An 18,868-nucleotide genomic window follows, 5' to 3' on the forward strand; every position below is an offset into this window, starting at 1 on the left:
TTTCTATAGTTTTTTTAATGCTTGTTTAATTAGTTGTTCTACAGTAAGCTTTTCTTCTGTAAGTTTTAATATTTGGTCGATAGTTTTTTCGGCTGTTTGTTTGGCGAATCCGAGCATTACCAATGCTGATAACGCTTCATCTTTAATTGTATTGTGCTGAGGCATAGAAATTAACGAGTCTACTCCCTCTTTTTTTAGTTTATCCTGCAGCTCTAAAACTAAGCGTTGTGCAGTTTTTGCACCCAGGCCCTTTATTCTTTGAATAAGAGGCAAGTCTGCCTGAACAATTGCAGTTTGAATTTCCTCCGGTGTGATCGAAGATAAAATCATTCTACCTGTATTTGGTCCTATTCCAGATACAGATATCAGATGTAAAAATAAACGGCGTTCGCCCTCATCGGCGAACCCGTATAAGGTGTGTGCATCTTCCTTAACGTACAGCCAGGTATATAATTTACACCTTTCTGCATCGCCCAATGCACTATAAGTATTTAATGAAATGTTTATATGATAGCCTATACCTCCGGCTTCAACCACAACAAACGCTGGGTTTTTGGATGTTAATTTACCATCAATATAGGCGTACATGGAGTATTATTTCTTAGTTGTTTTTGTAAATATACCTTTTCGTTTCGAAGTTTCTGCAATTTCTTCTTTTGCCTGAACATCTACTACTGCAATAGTAACCATATTTACGATCTCTCTCACTGAACTTCCTAATTGAACAATATGAACAGGCTTATTTAATCCTAGTAAAATCGGACCAACAGCTTCAGCTCCACCCAGCTCCTGCAATAGCTTATAAGCAATATTACCTGATTCTAGATTTGGGAAAATTAAGGTATTCGCAGGTTCATCTGCCAGTGTACTAAACGGGAAGTTATCCTTTAACAGTTCATTATTGATGGCAAAATTTCCTTGCATTTCTCCATCTACAACTACTTCAGGATGATTTTTATGAAGGATTCTCACCGTTTCTCTTACCTTATTAGGCGTTACACCATCATTCGAACCAAAGTTTGAGTATGATAATAAAGCAATCCGGGGTTTAATGTTAAACTGCTTAACAGACTTATCTAAAAGTAAGGTAATATCAACCAATTCTTCAGCTGTTGGATCTACATTTACCGTGGTATCGCCAAAGAAAACAGGACCTTTTTTAGTCATCATCATGTACATACCAGCCACACGCTTTACCCCTGGCTCTACACCAATTACCTGCAAAGCTGGCTTAATGGTATCACCATAATTTTTAGTCAAGCCGGATATCATGGCATCTGCCTCACCAAATTCTACCATTGATGCGCCGTAATAATTACGATCTCTCAACAATTTAGTTGCATCATTAATAGATACTCCCTTACGCTGACGTTTTTTGTAAAGTGCTGCTGCGTATTGTTTGGTTTTTACCGGATTCTGCATCTGATCAATAATCTCCACGCCATCCAGTTCCAGTGCATGCTCATCAATGATGGATTGAATTTTCTCACGGTTACCTAAAAGAATCGGAATGGCAATATTCTCATCCTTAACAATTTGAGCAGCTTTTAGAATTTTATAATTATCAGCTTCTGCAAAAACAACACGTTTAGGATCTGTTTTGGCTTTCGTAGTGATGGAACGCATAATGGCGTCATCCAAGCCTAAACGTTTTCTTAATTCTTCTGAATAGGCATCCCAATCGGTAATTACCTTACGTGCTACGCCGCTTTCTATAGCAGCCTTTGCAACCGCGATAGAAACTTCAGTAATTAACCTGAAATCTACCGGTTTTGGAATAATATAATCTTTACCAAATTTAAGGTTACGGGCATTATAAGCAAGGTTTACTGCTTCTGGTACTGATCTTTTTGCTAATTCTGCAATGGCTTTTACTGCAGCAATTTTCATGGCTTCATTAATGGTTGTTGCACGTACATCCAGCGCACCACGGAAAATATAAGGGAAACCCAATACATTATTCACCTGGTTTGGATAGTCAGAACGCCCGGTTGCCATAATCAAATCCTTACGCGTTTTGATCGCCAGTTCATAAGCAATTTCAGGATTTGGATTAGCCATGGCAAAAACAATCGGGTTTTTTGCCATACCCACCAACATCTCTGGTTGAATCACATTTCCAGCTGAAAGGCCAATAAAAACATCAGCGCCTTTCATGGCTTCACCAATAGTACCTATATCTGTTCTGTTGGTTGCGAAAAACATCCGCATATCATCAAGATCAGTTCTTTCCATGTTGATCAATCCATTGATGTCAAACATCACCAGATTTTCTTTTTTCACACCTAAGGAAAGGTACATTTTAGAACAGGAAACCGCAGCCGCACCTGCTCCGCTAACCACAACCTTAATTTTATCTATTTTCTTTTTCTGAATTTCACAGGCATTTAATAGTGCTGCTCCTGAAATAATGGCTGTACCATGCTGGTCATCATGCATTACAGGAATATTCATTTCCTGTTTCAAGCGGGTTTCTATTTCGAAACACTCTGGTGCTTTAATATCCTCCAGGTTCACTCCTCCGAAGGTTGGCTCCAAAGCTTTAACAATTTTTACAAAATCGTCTATATTTTTGGTGTCTAATTCTAAATCGAATACATCGATATCAGCAAAAATTTTAAACAACAACCCCTTACCTTCCATTACTGGCTTGCTGGCTTCAGGACCAATATTCCCCAACCCTAAAACAGCCGTTCCGTTACTGATTACCGCAACAAGATTACCTTTTGCGGTATATTTGTAAACATCATCGGTATTATCTGCTATTTTTAAACAAGGTTCTGCTACACCTGGCGAATAAGCCATCGTTAAATCACGTTGTGAAGTGGTTGGTTTTGTAGGTACTACCTGTATTTTTCCTGGCCGCCCTTGCGAGTGGTAATCGAGCGCATCTTGCTTTCTATTGATATTACTCATTAAGTAACTTATTAGTGACGGGCAAAGGTACGATTCTTTAAAAGAATTAAAAAACCCCAAAGGCTTTTAAAACCATTGGGGTATAATTGTCTTGTTGATATTTAAGCAAATAGCCTAATAATGGCTTAGCCTTTACTGATCTTGAGGATCATTCCGGCTCTTAAACCTGCTTTTGAAAGTTTATTATCCCGTTTGATACTTTGAACCGTAACACCATTAAATTTTTCTGCAATTTCAGATAAAGTATCACCTGCTTTAACCGTATAACTGGCATAAGAAACCGGAGCCTTTAAGCGATTGACATTTTTAGCAAATATTTTAAGCTGCTGACCTGGTACAATTGTTTTGCTCTTTAATCCATTCCAAACCCTTAAATCCTGTACTTCAACACCATATTTATTGGCCACCATGGCAAGTGATTGTCCTGCACTAACTTTATGAAAAACAACGGCGTGACTGGATGCAGATTTAGCTCTTGATTTCCGGAGATCTCTTACATCGTCTGTGCTGGCCTGCACAACCCTCATACTCACATCCTGCTCACTATTATTTAACACCTCATAAACACTGGCATAATCAATATCCCTGAGTTTGGGCATGATAATACGCTTAGGCTCCTCATCAGTGCCGTTTACAATTTTTTTCTTGTAAGAAGGATTTAAGGCAAAAAGTGCAGTTTCATCAACATTCAGTGCTTTTGCCAAACTGGCTAATGATACAAAACGATTGGTTTGAACCGTATCTGTTTTTAAAAACAGGCTACAGGCCTGAGGCGAAATCTGATGTTTGCCAGAGTAATTCATCACATATACGGCAGCGATAAAAGCGGGCACATAATTTCTGGTTTCTTTAGGAAGGAATTGTCTGATTGCCCAAAAATCCCGTGATTCAGCTTTTGCCATTGCACGGGTTACTGCACCTTTACCGCAATTATAGGCAGCAATGGCCAATAACCAATCGCCCAATTCTTCATAAGCATCCTTAAAATATTGTGCTGCTGCATAACTTGCCTGAATGGGATCTTTCCGCTCATCTACAAAATTATCCATTTTTAGTCCGTAAGCCTTTCCGGTTCCGAACATAAACTGCCAGATCCCTGTGGCGCCAACCCTGGAGATCGCATGAGGGTTCATTTGAGACTCTACAATAGTTAAATATTTAATTTCCTGCGGGATATTAAAATCTTTAAGCGCTTTATCAAAAATGGGAAAATAGTAATTTGATAAACCCATCATCTTACCAAATAAGTCTTTCCGTTTGGCATAAATATCAATGTATTGCTGAACGTATTCGTTATAAGGAAGCGGAACGGTTTTGGTAATGGAATCGAGGCGGAGTTTGTAAATATAGTTTTGCCCCATTAACAAGGGATTCTCATAAATTAACGGTACTGAAATAGTGTCGGTATTAATGAAAATGTTTTCCTGAAATTTAGGTAGACTATCAATTTTGACTTTCTGTTGCGCAACGGAAAAAGAAATACATCCGATGAGGGCACATACACTGGTAAAAAGTAGTTTTCTTATCATGGGCAATTCGGTTTGTTCAGCGCTATTTTCCGGTTATCCTTCCGAAATCTTTAAAAGAATGGTTTCCGTTTTAGACGGAAACACACAATAAACGCTAAGCATATTGATAAAAATATGCTTATTTTAAAAATGCCTGGGAGAAAGCAAGCAGCTTATCTTCCTCAAAATGTTTGGCTGTAAATTGAATACTTAACGGCAAACCAGCTTCATTATTGCCCAAAGGCAAAGCAATAGCCGGATTTCCACTTAATGAAGGTAATACAGTAAAAATATCTGCCATGTACATCACCAATGCATCCTGTACGTTATCACCTATTTTAAACGCAGCAGTTGGAGCAACAGGAGATAATAGCAAGTCATAATCCTGAAATAAATGATCCATTTTTTCTCTGATTAAACGGCGCACTTGCTGTGCTTTCTGATAGTAGGCATCATAATAACCAGCACTCAAAACAAATGTTCCTAAAAGGATGCGTTTTTTAACTTCTTCGCCAAAACCTTCTGCACGAGATCTCTTATAAAGTTCGGTTAAAGATTTCGCATCGGTGTTGCGATGGCCATAATGCACGCCATCATACCTGGATAGATTTGAAGAGGCTTCTGCTGTAGTTAGGATATAGTAAGTTGGAACGAGATATTCTAAAAGATCAAAAGAAACATAATCTACCTGATGGCCTTTTTCCTTTAAATCATCAATCGATTTTAAAATAGCAGATTTAATTTCAGGATCTAGTGCATCACTTTCTATTGTTTCTTTAAGAACAGCTATCCGTTGTTTTTTTTGCTCATTTAATTGAGCTGGATAATCTGGAACGGCTACATCAGAAACTGTTGAATCATTTTCATCAGCTCCGGCTAAAACCTGAAGTAATAAGGCTGCATCTTCTACAGAAGAGGTAATTGGCCCAACCTGATCAAATGAGGATGCGTAAGCAATCACACCATAACGGGAAACCCGCCCATAAGTTGGTTTTAAGCCTATTTGTCCACAAAAAGCAGCTGGTTGCCTTACTGATCCACCGGTATCAGTACCCAGTGTGGCTAGACACATATCTGCCTGAACAGCCACAGCAGATCCACCAGATGATCCACCTGGAACCAGTTCGGGATTTGCCGCATTTTTAACGGGCCCGAAGTGGGAGGTTTCATTAGAGCCACCCATTGCAAATTCATCACAATTTAAACGGCCTATGATTACAGCATCTTCCTGTAATAAACGTTTAACAACAGTAGATGAGTAAGGCGATACGAAGCCATCAAGCATTTTTGAAGATGCAGTGACTATATGATCATGATAACAGATATTATCTTTAATACCAATAACCATCCCGGCAAGCTTGCCGGCGGTTCCCTGTATAATTTTTTCTTGTACTGCTTTCGCCTGAACTTCGGCCGAATAAAAAAACACCTCGTTAAATGCGTTGAGGTGTTCATTATCTGAAATTTGCTTAAAATAATAAGCCAATAAATCGGGTAAAGTTAATTGCTTTTGCGAAATGAGTGCCTGAATCTCTTTTAGAGCGCTGTATTTCTTCAAAACTTAAAATTATAGCAATTAAACGGTTTTGTCTCTGTTAGATGGATCAACTTGTTCTCCATCAACGCCATCCTTACCATCTTTAAATTCTTTAACACCTTTACCTAAACCTCTCATCAGCTCAGGAATTTTTTTACCACCAAATAATAAAAGTACCACTACAGCAATAATGATAATTTCTGGTGTTCCAAGCATTGCTGCTATTGTTGTATTTAACATAATTTTTTGTTTAAACTTTTTGACTGTTAGTTACAATATTTTCATCGATGGGTGTGCTTGATGGATGATTTGCAGCTGGTGCTACTTTTTCATCTACCGGAGAAGTTTCTTCAGTTGAATGGTGAGGTTGACTATTGTTATTGGCCACTTTTTCTTCAGCTTCTTCTTTATCTAAATCCATTGCATTAATATTTCTATGGATCTCACGCTTCACACCATCAGAAGCATCTTTAAATTCTCTGATTCCCTTCCCTAAGCCTCTTGCTAATTCAGGTAACTTTTTACCCCCAAACAACAAAAGAACGACTACTAAAATGAGTACGATCTCCGATCCACCCATGTTTAAAAACTCTAATAACGTGCCTTGATACATCACTGATCTATTTTATACAAATATAAACATTTTACAACTCTCTTCCCTCTTATTTACTTATCCACGCTTCCGGGTTTAAAGCGCCCTGCCCTCTCCTGATCTGAAATTTCAAAATGGCATCATCACCGGTATTGGCAACTGTACCAATGGTTTGCTTGGTATCAACAGAATTGCCCACACTTACACTCACCCCTCTTAAATTCTGGTAAACTGTAAAATATTCACCATGATTAATTACTACGGCCGTTCTACCCATTATATTCTGAACCATTACAACCTTTCCGGCAAATACGGCTCTTACCGAAGCACCATCTGCAGTGGTAATGTCTACACCATCATTGGAATACGAAGCCTGATCTACCTTATGCAATCCAAATCTTTCGGTAATTGTTCCATTGGCTACAGGCCATGGTAATCTTCCCCTGTTGTTTTCAAATCCTGCAGAAAGTCTTGCTGCTTCAGGGGTTGCAGTTAATAATTCTGAAGTGCTTTTTTCTCTGGTTACAGGCGCAGTGGTTGTAGCCGGAGCAGGTTTATTTTCTGCCTTTGCTTTCGCTGCCGCGGCACGTTCTTCAGCTAAACGTTTAGCTGCTGCTATACGTGCCTCTTCTGCTGCTTTCCTTCTGGCTGCTTCAATGGCTCTTTGAATGGCCGCTGCAATTGCCCTGTTAATTTGTGCCTGTTCTTTTTTCTTCGCGTTAATATCCTGCTTAAATTGTCGCTCTTGCTTAGTCAGGTTATTTAAAGCCACCGACTGCTGTTTTTTATCTTGCCCTAAACGGTCTTGCTCTCTTTCCTGTTCCTTCAAAAGATTACTTTTCTCTCTCAGGGTTTTATCCAACACCTTGATTTTTCCGTTTAAATCTTGCTGGGTATTTTCAATGTATCCGGCCTGCTTTTTACGATATTGACTAAATTGCTGTAAGTATTTGATTCTTTTATAAGCTTGATTAAAATCTCTTGCTGCAAAAATAAACATCATCTTTTCGTAGGCATTTCTATTTCGCTGTGCAAAACGGATCATGCCTGCATATTCTTTTTTAAGATCGCCTAGCTGGCTTTGTAAGGTATGTACGGTATTTGTGTTCTGAGAGATTTGGTTATCCAGATTTTTTATTTCAGAATTAATGGTTCCAATTTTATCCTGACGGAGACGGATTTGCGCATTAATGGCATTAATTTGCTGCAAGGTTAATTTCTTACCATTGGCAGTTTTATTTAAATTCTTTTGTAGCTGTTCAATTTCACGCTGTATAGCTTCTTTTTTTCTCCTTAGCTGGCTTTCGGTTTGTGCACTGGCGGAAAAGGCAAAAACGCTTAAAAACAGGATAAATATGATTTTCTGTAGCTTCATTAAGCCAAAAGTATAAAAATTTTATAGTAAAAGACATTAAAATTTAGATACTAAAGCCTTTACAAATAATCTTCACCTCATCTTCATCAGAAAATTTTTCGCCATTACAAAAACAGTCATCAAATAAGTGGCTAAAATTTAACCTCATAATTTGATGACTGCACAAAGTTGTATCCTGCCGCGGCAGAAAATATTACTTCACTAATTTATATCCGCTAGGAACTTTAAATGGGAATTCTAAAGGAACATTTCCATCGATTTTCACAAATTGCAGATCAATATTAATTTTTTTCATTCCTGAAAGGGTATTGATTTTAAGCGCACTAGGAAACAGTGATTCATTTAATTTCTGGTAATCGGTATAATTTACTTTTAAAGCCTGGCCAGATTTTGCATCATTTAAATTGGTTTCTTCTACTTTTAAAAGTGTATTAAAAAGTAACCTGTAATCTAGCCCCTCTTTGGCTCCTGATACTACCCATACACCATTTTCCTGTTTCAAGTTTGATTCTGTTGTTAAGAAATCGCCCATTGCATTGCCAGTTAATATGGCCTGAAGCGTGTTAAAATTAATTTGCTTATTGGTAAAATTGTAGATGTAACTAAATGGCTTGCTGAGGTATTCTCCCTTTTGCCGATTCATAATTTTTATACTGTCAGGCGTTATTAATGCTCTTGCCGGTTCATAGGCTCCTCCTAATGCGGTAATACTTACCCAAATAATTTCCTTATCCTTCATCCGGAAATTCATGGTCACATCGTTGGCATTACCCGCAATATCCAATGTTGCTTTTGCCTTTAGTGAAAGGGTAGTAAATTTAAGTTGCTTACTATTTAACAAAGCTAAAGCTTCTGCCTTGGTGTTATCTGTTTTCACTTCTGTAGCTACCGGAGGAGCAACAACAATTGCTTTTTTAGGCTTACAGGCCGATATAGAAATAACCGTCCCTATTAATAGCAAGCTATTTAAAATACTTCTTCTCATTAATTTTTTTGTTTAATACGTTTGATATGTTTCCTGCTTCTTTTGCTTTTTGCCACTGCTTTAGTGCAGCTTCCTTATCGCCTTTCATAAACAGGATATCACCATAATGCTCTAAATAAACACTATTCTTATTTGTATTGTTTTGTAATGCTTTTTCAATCCAAACCTTTGCCAAATCATATTTATGCTGCTTAAACAAGATATAGGCATAGGTATCAGTAATAGATGAATTATCCGGCATTGCATTGGCAGCAGTTTCTGAATACTGAGCGGCTTTTACCAGATCATCATTTTTTAGCGCCAGATAATACGCATAGTTGTTCATGATAAAATAGTTATCCGGTTCTATCTCAATAGCCTTTTCGAAGGCCGTTTTTGCCAATGTAAAATTATTCTGGTTAATATAAATATCGCCTTGAAGTGCAAAAACCTGTGCCTGTAAACTTTTATTATCTACCTCTAGCTGTAATGCCGTTTTCAAATTACTTTGGGCCTGATCAAGCTTGCCGGTTTTAAATAAGGCATATGCGGTGTAATAATATAGGCTGGCTTGGTTGGGATAAATAGTTAAGGCTTCATCACCTGCTTTTACAGCATCCGCGTAATGACCTAATAGGGCTTGAATATTTACAATTTGTTCCCAAACAGCATAAATCTGATCATTTAATTTTAAAGCAGCCTGGTATTGAACCAATGCTTCATTTAATTTATTCTGCTGATATAAAACATCCCCATAAAGAGCGAGTACTTTTGCATCAGTATTATTTTTTTCGGCCAGTAGCTTACTTAATAGGGTAACATTTTCTGCAACTACCGGCTCTCTTAATTTCGGGAACAGTGCCGCAATGATTTTAATTTTTTCGTTTAAGGGCATTTTTGCACTTTCAAAAGCTAACCTTAATGATGTGAATGCCAGACCACCATTTTTTTGCTTCCTGTAAATATCGGCTAGCCCCAGATTAACTTCAAAATGATCAGGTGCTACCTGTTGCGCTTTTAATAATACTTTTAATGCTTCGGTATCATTTCCTTTTTGAAGAAGCAATCCTGCAGCATACAGGTAATTTTTAATATCGGCCTGGTTACCTTCTAAAAGTTTCACTATATCACTTTCAGTTGCACCTTTATTTCCCTGCAATCGCCTTTTTGCCGCCAGCAATTCGTTTGATTCTCCAAATTTAGACAGAATTTCATCATAGGTTTGATGAGCAGCTTCGGTTTGATTGGATAAAAACTGGGCATTAGCCTTATCAAAGTAATAAGCATCATTGTCCGGATCTATGCGGATCAGTTGATTAAACACTTCAATTAATTCCGGCATTTTATTGGTTCGCTTATCAACCTCTGCTAACAAACGCAAATACCATTTATTATTTGGTTTAAGCTTTATGGCTTGCCTGATATTAGATTCCGCTTCTGATAAGCGTTCCAACCGCAGGTTTGCATTCGCTAATTCAAAATAAGCAGCATCATTATTTACATCTGCAACAATTACCTTATTGAAGCTGGTTAAGGCAGCGGTATAATTTTCAGTCATTTTATCACGCAGGCCAGCAAAAAACAATTGTTTTACCATATTGCTATCACGAGCAGTAGCCATAACTGGAACCTGAGCAAATGTTTTTCCGCCAAAGGCTAACAGTGCAAGAAAAATGTACCTTTTTATCATATATCAAATAATTGATAGAAGGAGTGAATGGTGGAATGATTAAACAAATTGCAAAAATATTTTCTTCCTCAAAATTCTATCGTTCGCTAATTCAAAATTCACACATTCTAAACTTAGCTTTTCCCGGTGTGGCCGTATCCGCCTTCGCCCCTGGCCGTCTCTTCAAGTGCTTCTACAGCCTGCCATTGAACAGTTTCATGTTTTGCAACAACCATCTGTGCAATGCGATCTCCATTTACTATTTTAAAATCAGTATCTGATAAGTTTACCAGAAGCACTTTCAATTCTCCACGATAATCAGCATCAATGGTGCCAGGCGAATTTACAATGCTGATACCATGCTTATATGCTAAACCACTCCTCGGCCTGATCTGTGCTTCGTAACCAACAGGCAGTTCAATAAACAAACCCGTAGAAATCAGTTGACGCTGTAATGGTTTAAGTATAATTTCTTCATTGATTGATGCTCTTAAGTCCATTCCCGCAGCATGAGCAGTTTCATATTGTGGCAATGGGTGTTCTGATTTATTAATAATTTTGATTTCCATTGATGTAAGAAGAATAATTTTTAAAGATGAACTGACAAATAAAATCTTACCGCTTCAAAATTTTCATTAAATCGTTCTTTTCAAAATAAGCAACACCGCAAACGAATGCAATCAGCATGGCATTTCCGATATAGATATTTTTATTAAAGATAAAGAATGATGAAAATACGATAATTGTCGAAACAATTAAGTAGGCTAAGATTTTTTTCAAGTTATAAGGAATAGGATAATATTTTTGTCCTAAAATATAGGAGATAATCATCATGGTTCCATAAGTGGCCATAGAAACCCATGCTGAGCCCATGTAGCTATATTTTGGAATCAGAATTACATTAAAAACAATGGTAATTGTCGCTCCAACTAAAGAAATATATAAGCCAAATCGTGTTTGATCAGACAATCGGTACCAAATAGAAAGGTTCATATAAATCCCTAAGCACACATAGCCAACCAGAAGATAAGGAACAGCCGGTAATCCTACCCAGTATTCTGCTAAATGCGCTTTATCTCTGCTGATAAAATATTTTAAAATTTCGATGTTTGCCGTTAAAGCCACAAAAAGGATAGACAGTGCAATTACGAAGTACTCTAGTATTTTGGCATAAGTAACTTTTGCATTTTCATTTTTAGCATAACTAAAGAAAAAGGGTTCAGCGCCCAGGCGAAAAGCCATATTGAAAATACTGAGAAAAATAGCCAGTTTACATACTGCCCCATAAATCCCAACCTGTGCTTCAGTGGTATACCTATCTAACAGGATTTTATCTAAATTCTCATTGACAATGAAGGATAAGTTTGCAACCAGAACAGGCCAGCTGTATGACAACATATTTTTAAACAGCACGCCATCAAATTTGAATTGTACTTTTAAAAACTCCGGCACCAATAATAGAAAAGTAATGGCACTGGCAATCAGGTTTGATATGAATACATAACCCACCCATTTATCTCTAAACCAGCTTTGAAAAAATTCATGTCCAGGTAAATCATGCTTAATAATTAAGGGAATACCATAGATAAAAAATAAGCTTAGCAATACATAACTTAAGATATTTACAAACTTGATGATGCTATACCTAAACGGCTTTCCATCAGCCCTGATTCTGGCAAAGGGAATAACACAAATGGCATCAGAAAACAATAACCAAAGGAAATATTGTACATATCTTTTCTGATCCTGATAATGCGACATATGATTATTCAAGAGCCATTTGGTGATGGGCTCTGTAAAAACGAGACCCGTAATTAAAAATAGCACGGAAATAAATGCAACAATTAAAAATGAATTATTATAAACCTGATCTTTCTTATTTTCATACTTATTTAAATAACGAAAGAAGGTAGTTTCCATTCCAAACGCCAGAATAGCATTCGTCATGGAAGCATAGGCATACATTTTTGTAAATACCCCTAAAGCTGCTGCGCCATAACTTCTGGTAAATATTGGCGTTAAAATAAAGTTTAATAATCTCGAGGCTATGGTACTGATACCATAAACCATTGTTTGCCCAAGAAACTTTTTATATACAGACAATTGATTTTAGATTTTTAGATTTTAGATTTTAGATTGAAAGCCATTCGGATTTCTAAAAATTAAAATCGATTTAATTATAATAGTATGATTACCAAAGTAAGTTCTTTTTAACCACTTCAAAATTGCGAAAATCTTTAAGTGCTCCATCACTTACCTCAACATTTTCCACAACAGATTTATCTGGTCCTTCTTTACACCAATCGATAAAGGCATCTAAAATAAACTGTTCTGCTTCAGCTTCGATATATACAGAACCATCTTTTTCATTCTTTACAAAGCCTTTTATGCCCATTTGATCGGCCACCGCTTTTGTGCTGGCCCTGAAAAACACCCCCTGCACTTTACCGCTTACTTTGATATCGATATGTTTTATCATGTAGCAAAGTTAATGCTTTTGAATGATGTTGAGCTTATTTTTTGAGCTCGAACTTACTAAAGCACTTCCTGAGTACATGAGCGAACCGCACTGGTTAAATCTAAGATAAACTGCTGGCAATCATTAAATATTCGGTGTCATCAGAGGGCTATGATGAAAAATTTAAGTGAGTTAAATATTTTTTTTGATCAATAAAATCCCTCCAAATTTCATCCAGAATTTGGGAGGCGGGTTTAATTTCATTTAGCATTGCCGAGACCTGGCCAATTTCCAGTTCACCATTTTCAAGATCACCGTCAAACATACCTTGTTTCGCTCTTGCTTTCCCTAAAAGTGCCATCAATTGTGTTCGGTCGGCTCCTTCAGCTTCTGCTTGCGCAACGGCATCTGCAAATTCATTTTTAAGCAATCGCACGGGTACCAGTTTTTTCATGGCTAGCCGCGTATCACCTTCAACAGCCGAAATAATTTTATTTTTAAATGCCGGATGAGCCGATGATTCTTCGGCAACTGCAAAGGCAGAACCTATTTGAACAGCATCAGCACCCAGCGCAAAAGCAGCAAGCATCGATTTTCCGCTGGCAATACCACCCGCAGCAATAACGGGGATCTGCACCACTTCAATAATCATTGGAATCAAACACATGGTAGTGGTTTCTTCTCTGCCATTGTGTCCTCCGGCTTCAAAACCTTCGGCTACAATCGCATCTACGCCTGCTTCCTGCGCTTTCTTTGCAAACTTAATGTTGGCAATCACATGCACAACCGTAATACCTTTTTCTTTTAAAAAGCTTGTCCAGGTAGTGGGATTACCCGCAGATGTAAAAACGATTTTCACTTCCTCCTTTATTGTGATATCAATAATTTCCTGAATGTTTGGGTACAATAAAGGAATGTTTACTGCAAATGGTTTATCAGTAGCCAGTTTGCATTTTTGAATATGTGTTCTTAAAACCTCAGGATACATTGAACCAGCACCGATGATGCCTAAACCTCCTGCATTAGAAACCGCAGCAGCCAGTTTCCAGCCGCTACACCATACCATACCCGCCTGGATGATGGGATATTTGATATTAAAGAGTTTACAGATGGAGTTCATAAGCGATGCTGATCAATGATAATGTCCACGAAGGGAGTGAATGATTATCATTTCTGATTGAACTTCGTAGATTAAATGGTGTTCTCGATTTATTCTTCTAGATCAGTTTCCTGATTGTTCGTATTTGAGTGCTTCTGGTTTGCCAATTCCATCGAATGGTGTTGCCTGAATATTCTCTAAAAGACTTCGGATTTTTTTTAGAATAACCTGATTGCCTGATTTTTTAAAATAGTTTAAATCATCAAGAGCAATAAGTGTAAATTCTATTTCCATACCTCATCTAAATTCACCTTAACAGTTTTACCTTCTTTAGCCTGTTGTTTGCTAACTTTCATTTTCGCTGTGAATTCAGCATTGTATGGTTGCTTATTTTCCTCAAATGAAATATTAAAAGCTTTCATAAAAGCTTTAAGCGCTGAAAGTTGCTCTTTGTTTTCAGGATGTACGATCAATGTTCCCATATATTCAAAATTACGCAAAACTTATTGTGGAACAAATAGATCAGATTTTTAGTTATTAAGCTAATTTTATGACTTGATCACTTTGAATTATAAACTCTTCTGATAACTGAATCAGATTTAGTCCAGGTTTTTTACCTGGTTCGATAGTGCCTAATTGTATATCTAACCCAAGAAATTCAGCGCCATTAATGGTAGACCATTGCAAAAGCTTTTCAAAAGCTACTTTTTTCTGTTCTTGCAAAGTTTTCATTTCGGCTAAAATATTCAGCTGATGATTACTGGCCAGGCTATCGGTTCCCAAGGTAATTTTTAAATTTTCCCGAATGAATAAATCAACATTCGGTAATGAATTTTCGATATATAAATTAGCCTGCGGACATAAACACCAATATAGATTGTTGTGATTCCGTTTCGCAAAGGTGATGTCATCCTCATTCGAAACCGTATTATGAACCAATAGTATTTTTTGTTTTGTAATGTAGGGCAGCCAGGTTTGCAGAGAAGTTTTCCCTGATGGTTCAAAAAAGGAAATATCTAATCCAAGGAATTTATAGAGATCCAAAAAACCTCCCGATTTATTTTCAAAAAATAAATTTTCATCTGTAGTTTCCTGATTATGGATACTCAAAAAGGCATTATCTTTTTCTGCAGCTTCATTAATTAGTGTAAAAAGTTCTGGCGATACCGAATAGGGCGCATGTGCCACCACCGATGCAGCTAAAGGTGAAAACTGATTTTTGATATCATTTGCATAATTCATTGTAGCACTTGCCCGTTCAGGATTAAAACTCAAAGCCTCAATAAACGTATGATAATAAATTTTGCTTTGTTGCTTTATTTCTTTTGATGTGATTTGATTGGAAATATCACCTACCGCTACAATGCCGTTATCGAACATTTGCTGATCAGCATTTTGCATTGAAATTTCTATTTGTTCAGCCTCGGCAGATCTGTTTTTAATAACACTTTGAACAAATTTCGCCAGACCTGTCTGTTCCGGAATCTGCCCGATCATATGTGATAACTCTAAATGACAATGGGTATTTATGAAACCCGGAACAATGGCACCTGTATATTTATGAAGTGTTACATTAAGTTCACTTATCTGTTCAGCGTTGAAGACGCCGACTATTTCTCCTCTTTCATCCACTGAAATGGCACCATTTCTTAAAGGCGGCGAGCTTACAGGAAAAATCCAATCGGCTGAAAAATATTTTAGCATGAAGCGAATTTAGGATTTTAGATTTACGATTTGTAACGTAGCGAAGAGTAAAATGCCAGAAGAGAATTTTGGCTTTCGAAATAAATTTAAAATTGCAAATTCTACAATCGTAAATAAAAAAGAGCTTCCTATCGGAATCGAACCAATGACCTACTGATTACAAGTCAGTTGCTCTACCAGCTGAGCTAAGGAGGCTTTTTAATCGGGCTGCAATGATAGAAAAAAAACTTCTCTGGAGAAAATTTATTTTAAGTTTTTGAAAATTTAACTGAAAAAGCCGCTTTGCAATGACGATAACATAAAGAACTAACTTAATAAGAACTTCATAATGCATCTTCTCGACACTTAATTACAAGCTCGTCATTGCGAGGTACGAAGCAATCTATTTAGCAAGAAAGATTGCTTCGGCAGCTGAAAAAGCCACCTCGCAATGACAAAAACATAAAGAACTAACTTATAAGAACTTCATAACGCCTCTTCTCGACACTTAATTATACTCTCATCATTGCGAGGTACGAAGCAATCTATTTAGCGAAGAAGATTGCTTCGGTAGCTGAAAAGCCAGCCTCGCAATGACGACAACATAAAGAACTAACTTATAGGAACTTCATAACGCCTCCTCTCGACACTTAATTATACTCTCGTCATTGCGAGGCACGAAGCAATCTATTTAGCGAAGAAGTTTGCTTCGTCAGCTGAAAAAGCCACCTCGCAATGCCGAAAATATAAACCAAACCTGTAGTCAATACCCACAACTTGTGGAGAAATTCCACAGTTTAATTTTTCTGGCATAAACTTAAAAAACTGATAAACAAATATTTAACATTTCATGCCAGCTTTGGCATCATTATGAAACATTAGCAAGTATTGTTACACATATTAAATATTAAAATTTATATACTATGAAAAAGTTCATTTTATCAGCTACATTCTTAGCGTTCGCAGGGTTCTCAGCAGTACAAGCAAGTGAAGTAAATACAATTAAAAATCATGCAATTGTTGCAGTTCAAGATAGCGCAGTTAAAACTCCGATTAAAATAGAAGAACTTCCAGAACCAGTAGCTACAGCATTAAAATCAGATGCTTATAAAGGATGGACAGCTACTGAAGCATGGGCAGTTAAAGAAGGTGCTAAAGAGTATTTCTTAATTAATGTTAAAAAAGAAGCAGAAACAGGTTCTGTAAAAATTGACAAAGAAGGTAAACCAGTTCAATAATCAAATTGCCATAAGGCATAATCAACTATAAGTGTAGCCACAGGGCTAGACTCAACTAAAACGAATCACGAAACTATTTAATAGTTTCATCAACATTAAATTTTAAAAAGATGAAAAAATTAATTTTATCAACTGCGTTCTTAGCTTTTGCAGGATTCTCAGCAGTACAAGCGAGTGAAGTAAATACAATGAAAAATGCTGCAATTGTTGCAGTTCAAGATAGTGCAGTAAAAACTCCGGTTAAATTAGAAGAATTGCCAGAGCCAGTAACTACCGCATTAAAGTCTGATACCTATAAAGGTTGGACAGCTACTGAAGCTTTCTCCGTTAAAGAGGGCACGAAAGAATATTTCGTGATCAACGTAAAAAAAGAAGCGGAAACAGGTTCGATAAAAATCGACAAAGATGGTAAACCAGTTGAATAATCCCTAAATATTACATCTACCTATTATAAGAAAGGCCAGTTTTTAACTGGCTTTTCTTATTTTTGTTGTATGGCGAAAATCCTGATTTTAGAAGACGATACAACATTTGCACAATTGCTGGAAGGTTTTTTGACTAAACATGGTCATGAAATTAGCTTGGCTACGCATATCAAACCTTCTTTCCAATTAATTGAAAATGAGAAATTTGACTTATTTTTAATAGACTATCGCCTCCCGGATGGCATCGGGTTTGACGTAATTACACATACCAGAAATCAAGGTATCTCTACGCCCATTATCATTATGACCAGCTTTAATGATGTCCGCACGGCAGTAAAATCCATCCAAATGGGTGCCTTTGATTATATTACCAAGCCAGTCAATCCTGATGAACTTTTAATGGTGATTAAAAATTCTCTGGTTAAAAAAGAATCAAAAGATATTAAAATTGAAACGGCAGATTCGGATTTGATCAAAGGTAAAAGCGCCATCGCAGATAGATTATATGAACACATTGATTTAGTTGCACCCACAGATATGTCTGTTATTATTCAGGGGGAAAGTGGTACAGGAAAGGAATTTGCAGCCAGAACACTACATCAGCAAAGCAAGCGGGCAAGCAAGCCTTTTGTAGCTATTGATTGTGGGGCTTTATCAAAAGATTTGGCTGCAAGTGAATTATTCGGACACATTAAAGGTGCTTTTACAGGTGCATTGAATGATAAAAAGGGTCAGTTTGAAGTGGCAAATGGTGGCACTTTATTTTTAGATGAGGTTGGAAATTTAAGCTACGAAGTGCAGATCAAGTTACTTCGTGCTTTGCAGGAGCGGGTGATTCAACCTTTAGGCAGCACTAAACAAGTTTCGGTGGATGTTCGGATTATTACTGCGACGAATGATGATTTGTTAAACAGCATTTCCAGTGGTGAGTTTCGAGAAGATTTATACCATCGCCTGAATGAATTTAAAATTCAATTACCCCCGCTGAGAAACAGGGGTAGTGATCTGGAATTATTTATCAATCATTTTGTACAACTTTCCAATCGCGATCTGGATAGGAATGTGAAAAGTATTTCTGCAGAGGCAAAATCTTTATTGCTAAATTATGATTGGCCAGGAAATTTAAGAGAGCTTAGCAATGTCATTAAACGCATGGTTTTATTAACTCCCGGCGAAGTAGCGCAGGTTAATGCCTTGCCTGATGAAATGATGATTTCAGTTAACCAGCAAACCATGCCTGGAAATGCTTCAGATTTAAAGGCTGTAAATGAGCAGAATGAGAAAACCTTAATCGCCGAAACCTTAATTAAAGTAAAGCACAACAAATCTAAAGCTGCTAAAATGCTTAATATCGATCGAAAAACGCTTTATTCAAAAATGGAACGATACGGAATTGAATAGGCT

The 18,868-nt window shown here is 37.1% G+C and carries 19 protein-coding genes and 1 tRNA gene; 3 read left to right on the top strand and 17 right to left on the bottom strand.

The features are described from left to right. Window positions 1–3: 3 nt before the first annotated feature. The 17 genes from ruvA to EV200_RS15120 form a co-directional block, all read right to left on the bottom strand. Window positions 4–588: a Holliday junction branch migration protein RuvA gene (gene ruvA, locus EV200_RS15040; RefSeq protein ID WP_132534025.1), complete on the bottom strand. Its 585-nt coding sequence runs from the start codon at window positions 586–588 to the stop codon at window positions 4–6. Window positions 589–594: 6 nt separating this feature from the next. Then, the gene (locus tag EV200_RS15045; protein WP_132534027.1) at window positions 595–2,916 is read right to left on the bottom strand and encodes an NADP-dependent malic enzyme; all 2,322 of its coding nucleotides are present in this window, start codon (window positions 2,914–2,916) and stop codon (window positions 595–597) included. Window positions 2,917–3,041: 125 nt separating this feature from the next. Further along, window positions 3,042–4,445, bottom strand: coding sequence for a lytic transglycosylase domain-containing protein (locus tag EV200_RS15050; RefSeq protein ID WP_132534029.1), 1,404 nt, complete (start codon window positions 4,443–4,445; stop codon window positions 3,042–3,044). Window positions 4,446–4,563: 118 nt separating this feature from the next. After that, a complete protein-coding gene (gene gatA / locus EV200_RS15055) occupies window positions 4,564–5,982 on the bottom strand; it encodes an Asp-tRNA(Asn)/Glu-tRNA(Gln) amidotransferase subunit GatA (RefSeq protein ID WP_132534031.1) in 1,419 nt (472 codons plus the stop codon). Window positions 5,983–6,000: 18 nt separating this feature from the next. Further along, window positions 6,001–6,201: a Sec-independent protein translocase subunit TatA/TatB gene (locus EV200_RS15060; protein ID WP_029287719.1), complete on the bottom strand. Its 201-nt coding sequence runs from the start codon at window positions 6,199–6,201 to the stop codon at window positions 6,001–6,003. 10 nt (window positions 6,202–6,211) lie between these two features. Next, window positions 6,212–6,574, bottom strand: coding sequence for a Sec-independent protein translocase subunit TatA/TatB (locus EV200_RS15065; protein WP_132534033.1), 363 nt, complete (start codon window positions 6,572–6,574; stop codon window positions 6,212–6,214). 49 nt (window positions 6,575–6,623) lie between these two features. Further along, complete coding sequence (locus tag EV200_RS15070; protein WP_132534035.1) at window positions 6,624–7,928, bottom strand: murein hydrolase activator EnvC family protein; 1,305 nt, start codon at window positions 7,926–7,928, stop codon at window positions 6,624–6,626. 193 nt (window positions 7,929–8,121) lie between these two features. Beyond that, window positions 8,122–8,913: a DUF4292 domain-containing protein gene (locus EV200_RS15075; protein WP_132534037.1), complete on the bottom strand. Its 792-nt coding sequence runs from the start codon at window positions 8,911–8,913 to the stop codon at window positions 8,122–8,124. Continuing rightward, entirely contained in the window at window positions 8,891–10,582 is a 1,692-nt protein-coding gene (locus EV200_RS15080) for a tetratricopeptide repeat protein (protein WP_132534039.1), read from the bottom strand. Before EV200_RS15080 ends, EV200_RS15075 begins: the two co-directional genes overlap by 23 nt. A gap of 113 nt (window positions 10,583–10,695) precedes the next feature. Continuing rightward, the gene (gene dut / locus EV200_RS15085) at window positions 10,696–11,130 is read right to left on the bottom strand and encodes a dUTP diphosphatase (RefSeq protein ID WP_132534041.1); all 435 of its coding nucleotides are present in this window, start codon (window positions 11,128–11,130) and stop codon (window positions 10,696–10,698) included. Window positions 11,131–11,176: 46 nt separating this feature from the next. Further along, complete coding sequence (locus EV200_RS15090; protein WP_229676847.1) at window positions 11,177–12,664, bottom strand: oligosaccharide flippase family protein; 1,488 nt, start codon at window positions 12,662–12,664, stop codon at window positions 11,177–11,179. 88 nt (window positions 12,665–12,752) lie between these two features. Further along, on the bottom strand, window positions 12,753–13,037 hold the full coding sequence (locus tag EV200_RS15095) for an acylphosphatase (protein ID WP_132534136.1): 285 nt from the start codon (window positions 13,035–13,037) through the stop codon (window positions 12,753–12,755). 151 nt (window positions 13,038–13,188) lie between these two features. Beyond that, window positions 13,189–14,139, bottom strand: a complete 951-nt coding sequence (locus tag EV200_RS15100; protein WP_132534043.1) for an NAD(P)H-dependent flavin oxidoreductase — start codon at window positions 14,137–14,139, stop codon at window positions 13,189–13,191. Between the two features lie 102 nt (window positions 14,140–14,241). Continuing rightward, window positions 14,242–14,412: a type II toxin-antitoxin system YoeB family toxin gene (locus EV200_RS15105; protein WP_308424162.1), complete on the bottom strand. Its 171-nt coding sequence runs from the start codon at window positions 14,410–14,412 to the stop codon at window positions 14,242–14,244. Next, window positions 14,403–14,618 (bottom strand): DUF2683 family protein, encoded by a 216-nt coding sequence (locus EV200_RS15110; protein WP_132534045.1) that lies wholly within the window; start codon window positions 14,616–14,618, stop codon window positions 14,403–14,405. Before EV200_RS15110 ends, EV200_RS15105 begins: the two co-directional genes overlap by 10 nt. 37 nt (window positions 14,619–14,655) lie before the next feature. Continuing rightward, entirely contained in the window at window positions 14,656–15,822 is a 1,167-nt protein-coding gene (locus EV200_RS15115) for an amidohydrolase family protein (protein ID WP_132534047.1), read from the bottom strand. Between the two features lie 122 nt (window positions 15,823–15,944). Then, window positions 15,945–16,017: transfer RNA gene (locus EV200_RS15120), tRNA-Thr, on the bottom strand. A 707-nt stretch (window positions 16,018–16,724) separates the two neighbouring features. Here EV200_RS15120 and EV200_RS15125 point away from each other — a divergent pair. The 3 genes from EV200_RS15125 (at window position 16,725) to EV200_RS15135 (ending at window position 18,865) form a co-directional block, all read left to right on the top strand. Continuing rightward, on the top strand, window positions 16,725–17,039 hold the full coding sequence (locus tag EV200_RS15125; RefSeq protein WP_132534049.1) for a hypothetical protein: 315 nt from the start codon (window positions 16,725–16,727) through the stop codon (window positions 17,037–17,039). A gap of 110 nt (window positions 17,040–17,149) precedes the next feature. Next, window positions 17,150–17,464: a hypothetical protein gene (locus tag EV200_RS15130; protein WP_132534051.1), complete on the top strand. Its 315-nt coding sequence runs from the start codon at window positions 17,150–17,152 to the stop codon at window positions 17,462–17,464. A 69-nt stretch (window positions 17,465–17,533) separates the two neighbouring features. After that, entirely contained in the window at window positions 17,534–18,865 is a 1,332-nt protein-coding gene (locus tag EV200_RS15135) for a sigma-54-dependent transcriptional regulator (protein ID WP_132534053.1), read from the top strand. Window positions 18,866–18,868: the final 3 nt, after the last annotated feature.

Origin of the sequence: Pedobacter psychrotolerans (genome assembly GCF_004340665.1) — a bacterium.
GTDB classification, from domain to species: Bacteria; Bacteroidota; Bacteroidia; order Sphingobacteriales; family Sphingobacteriaceae; genus Pedobacter; species Pedobacter psychrotolerans.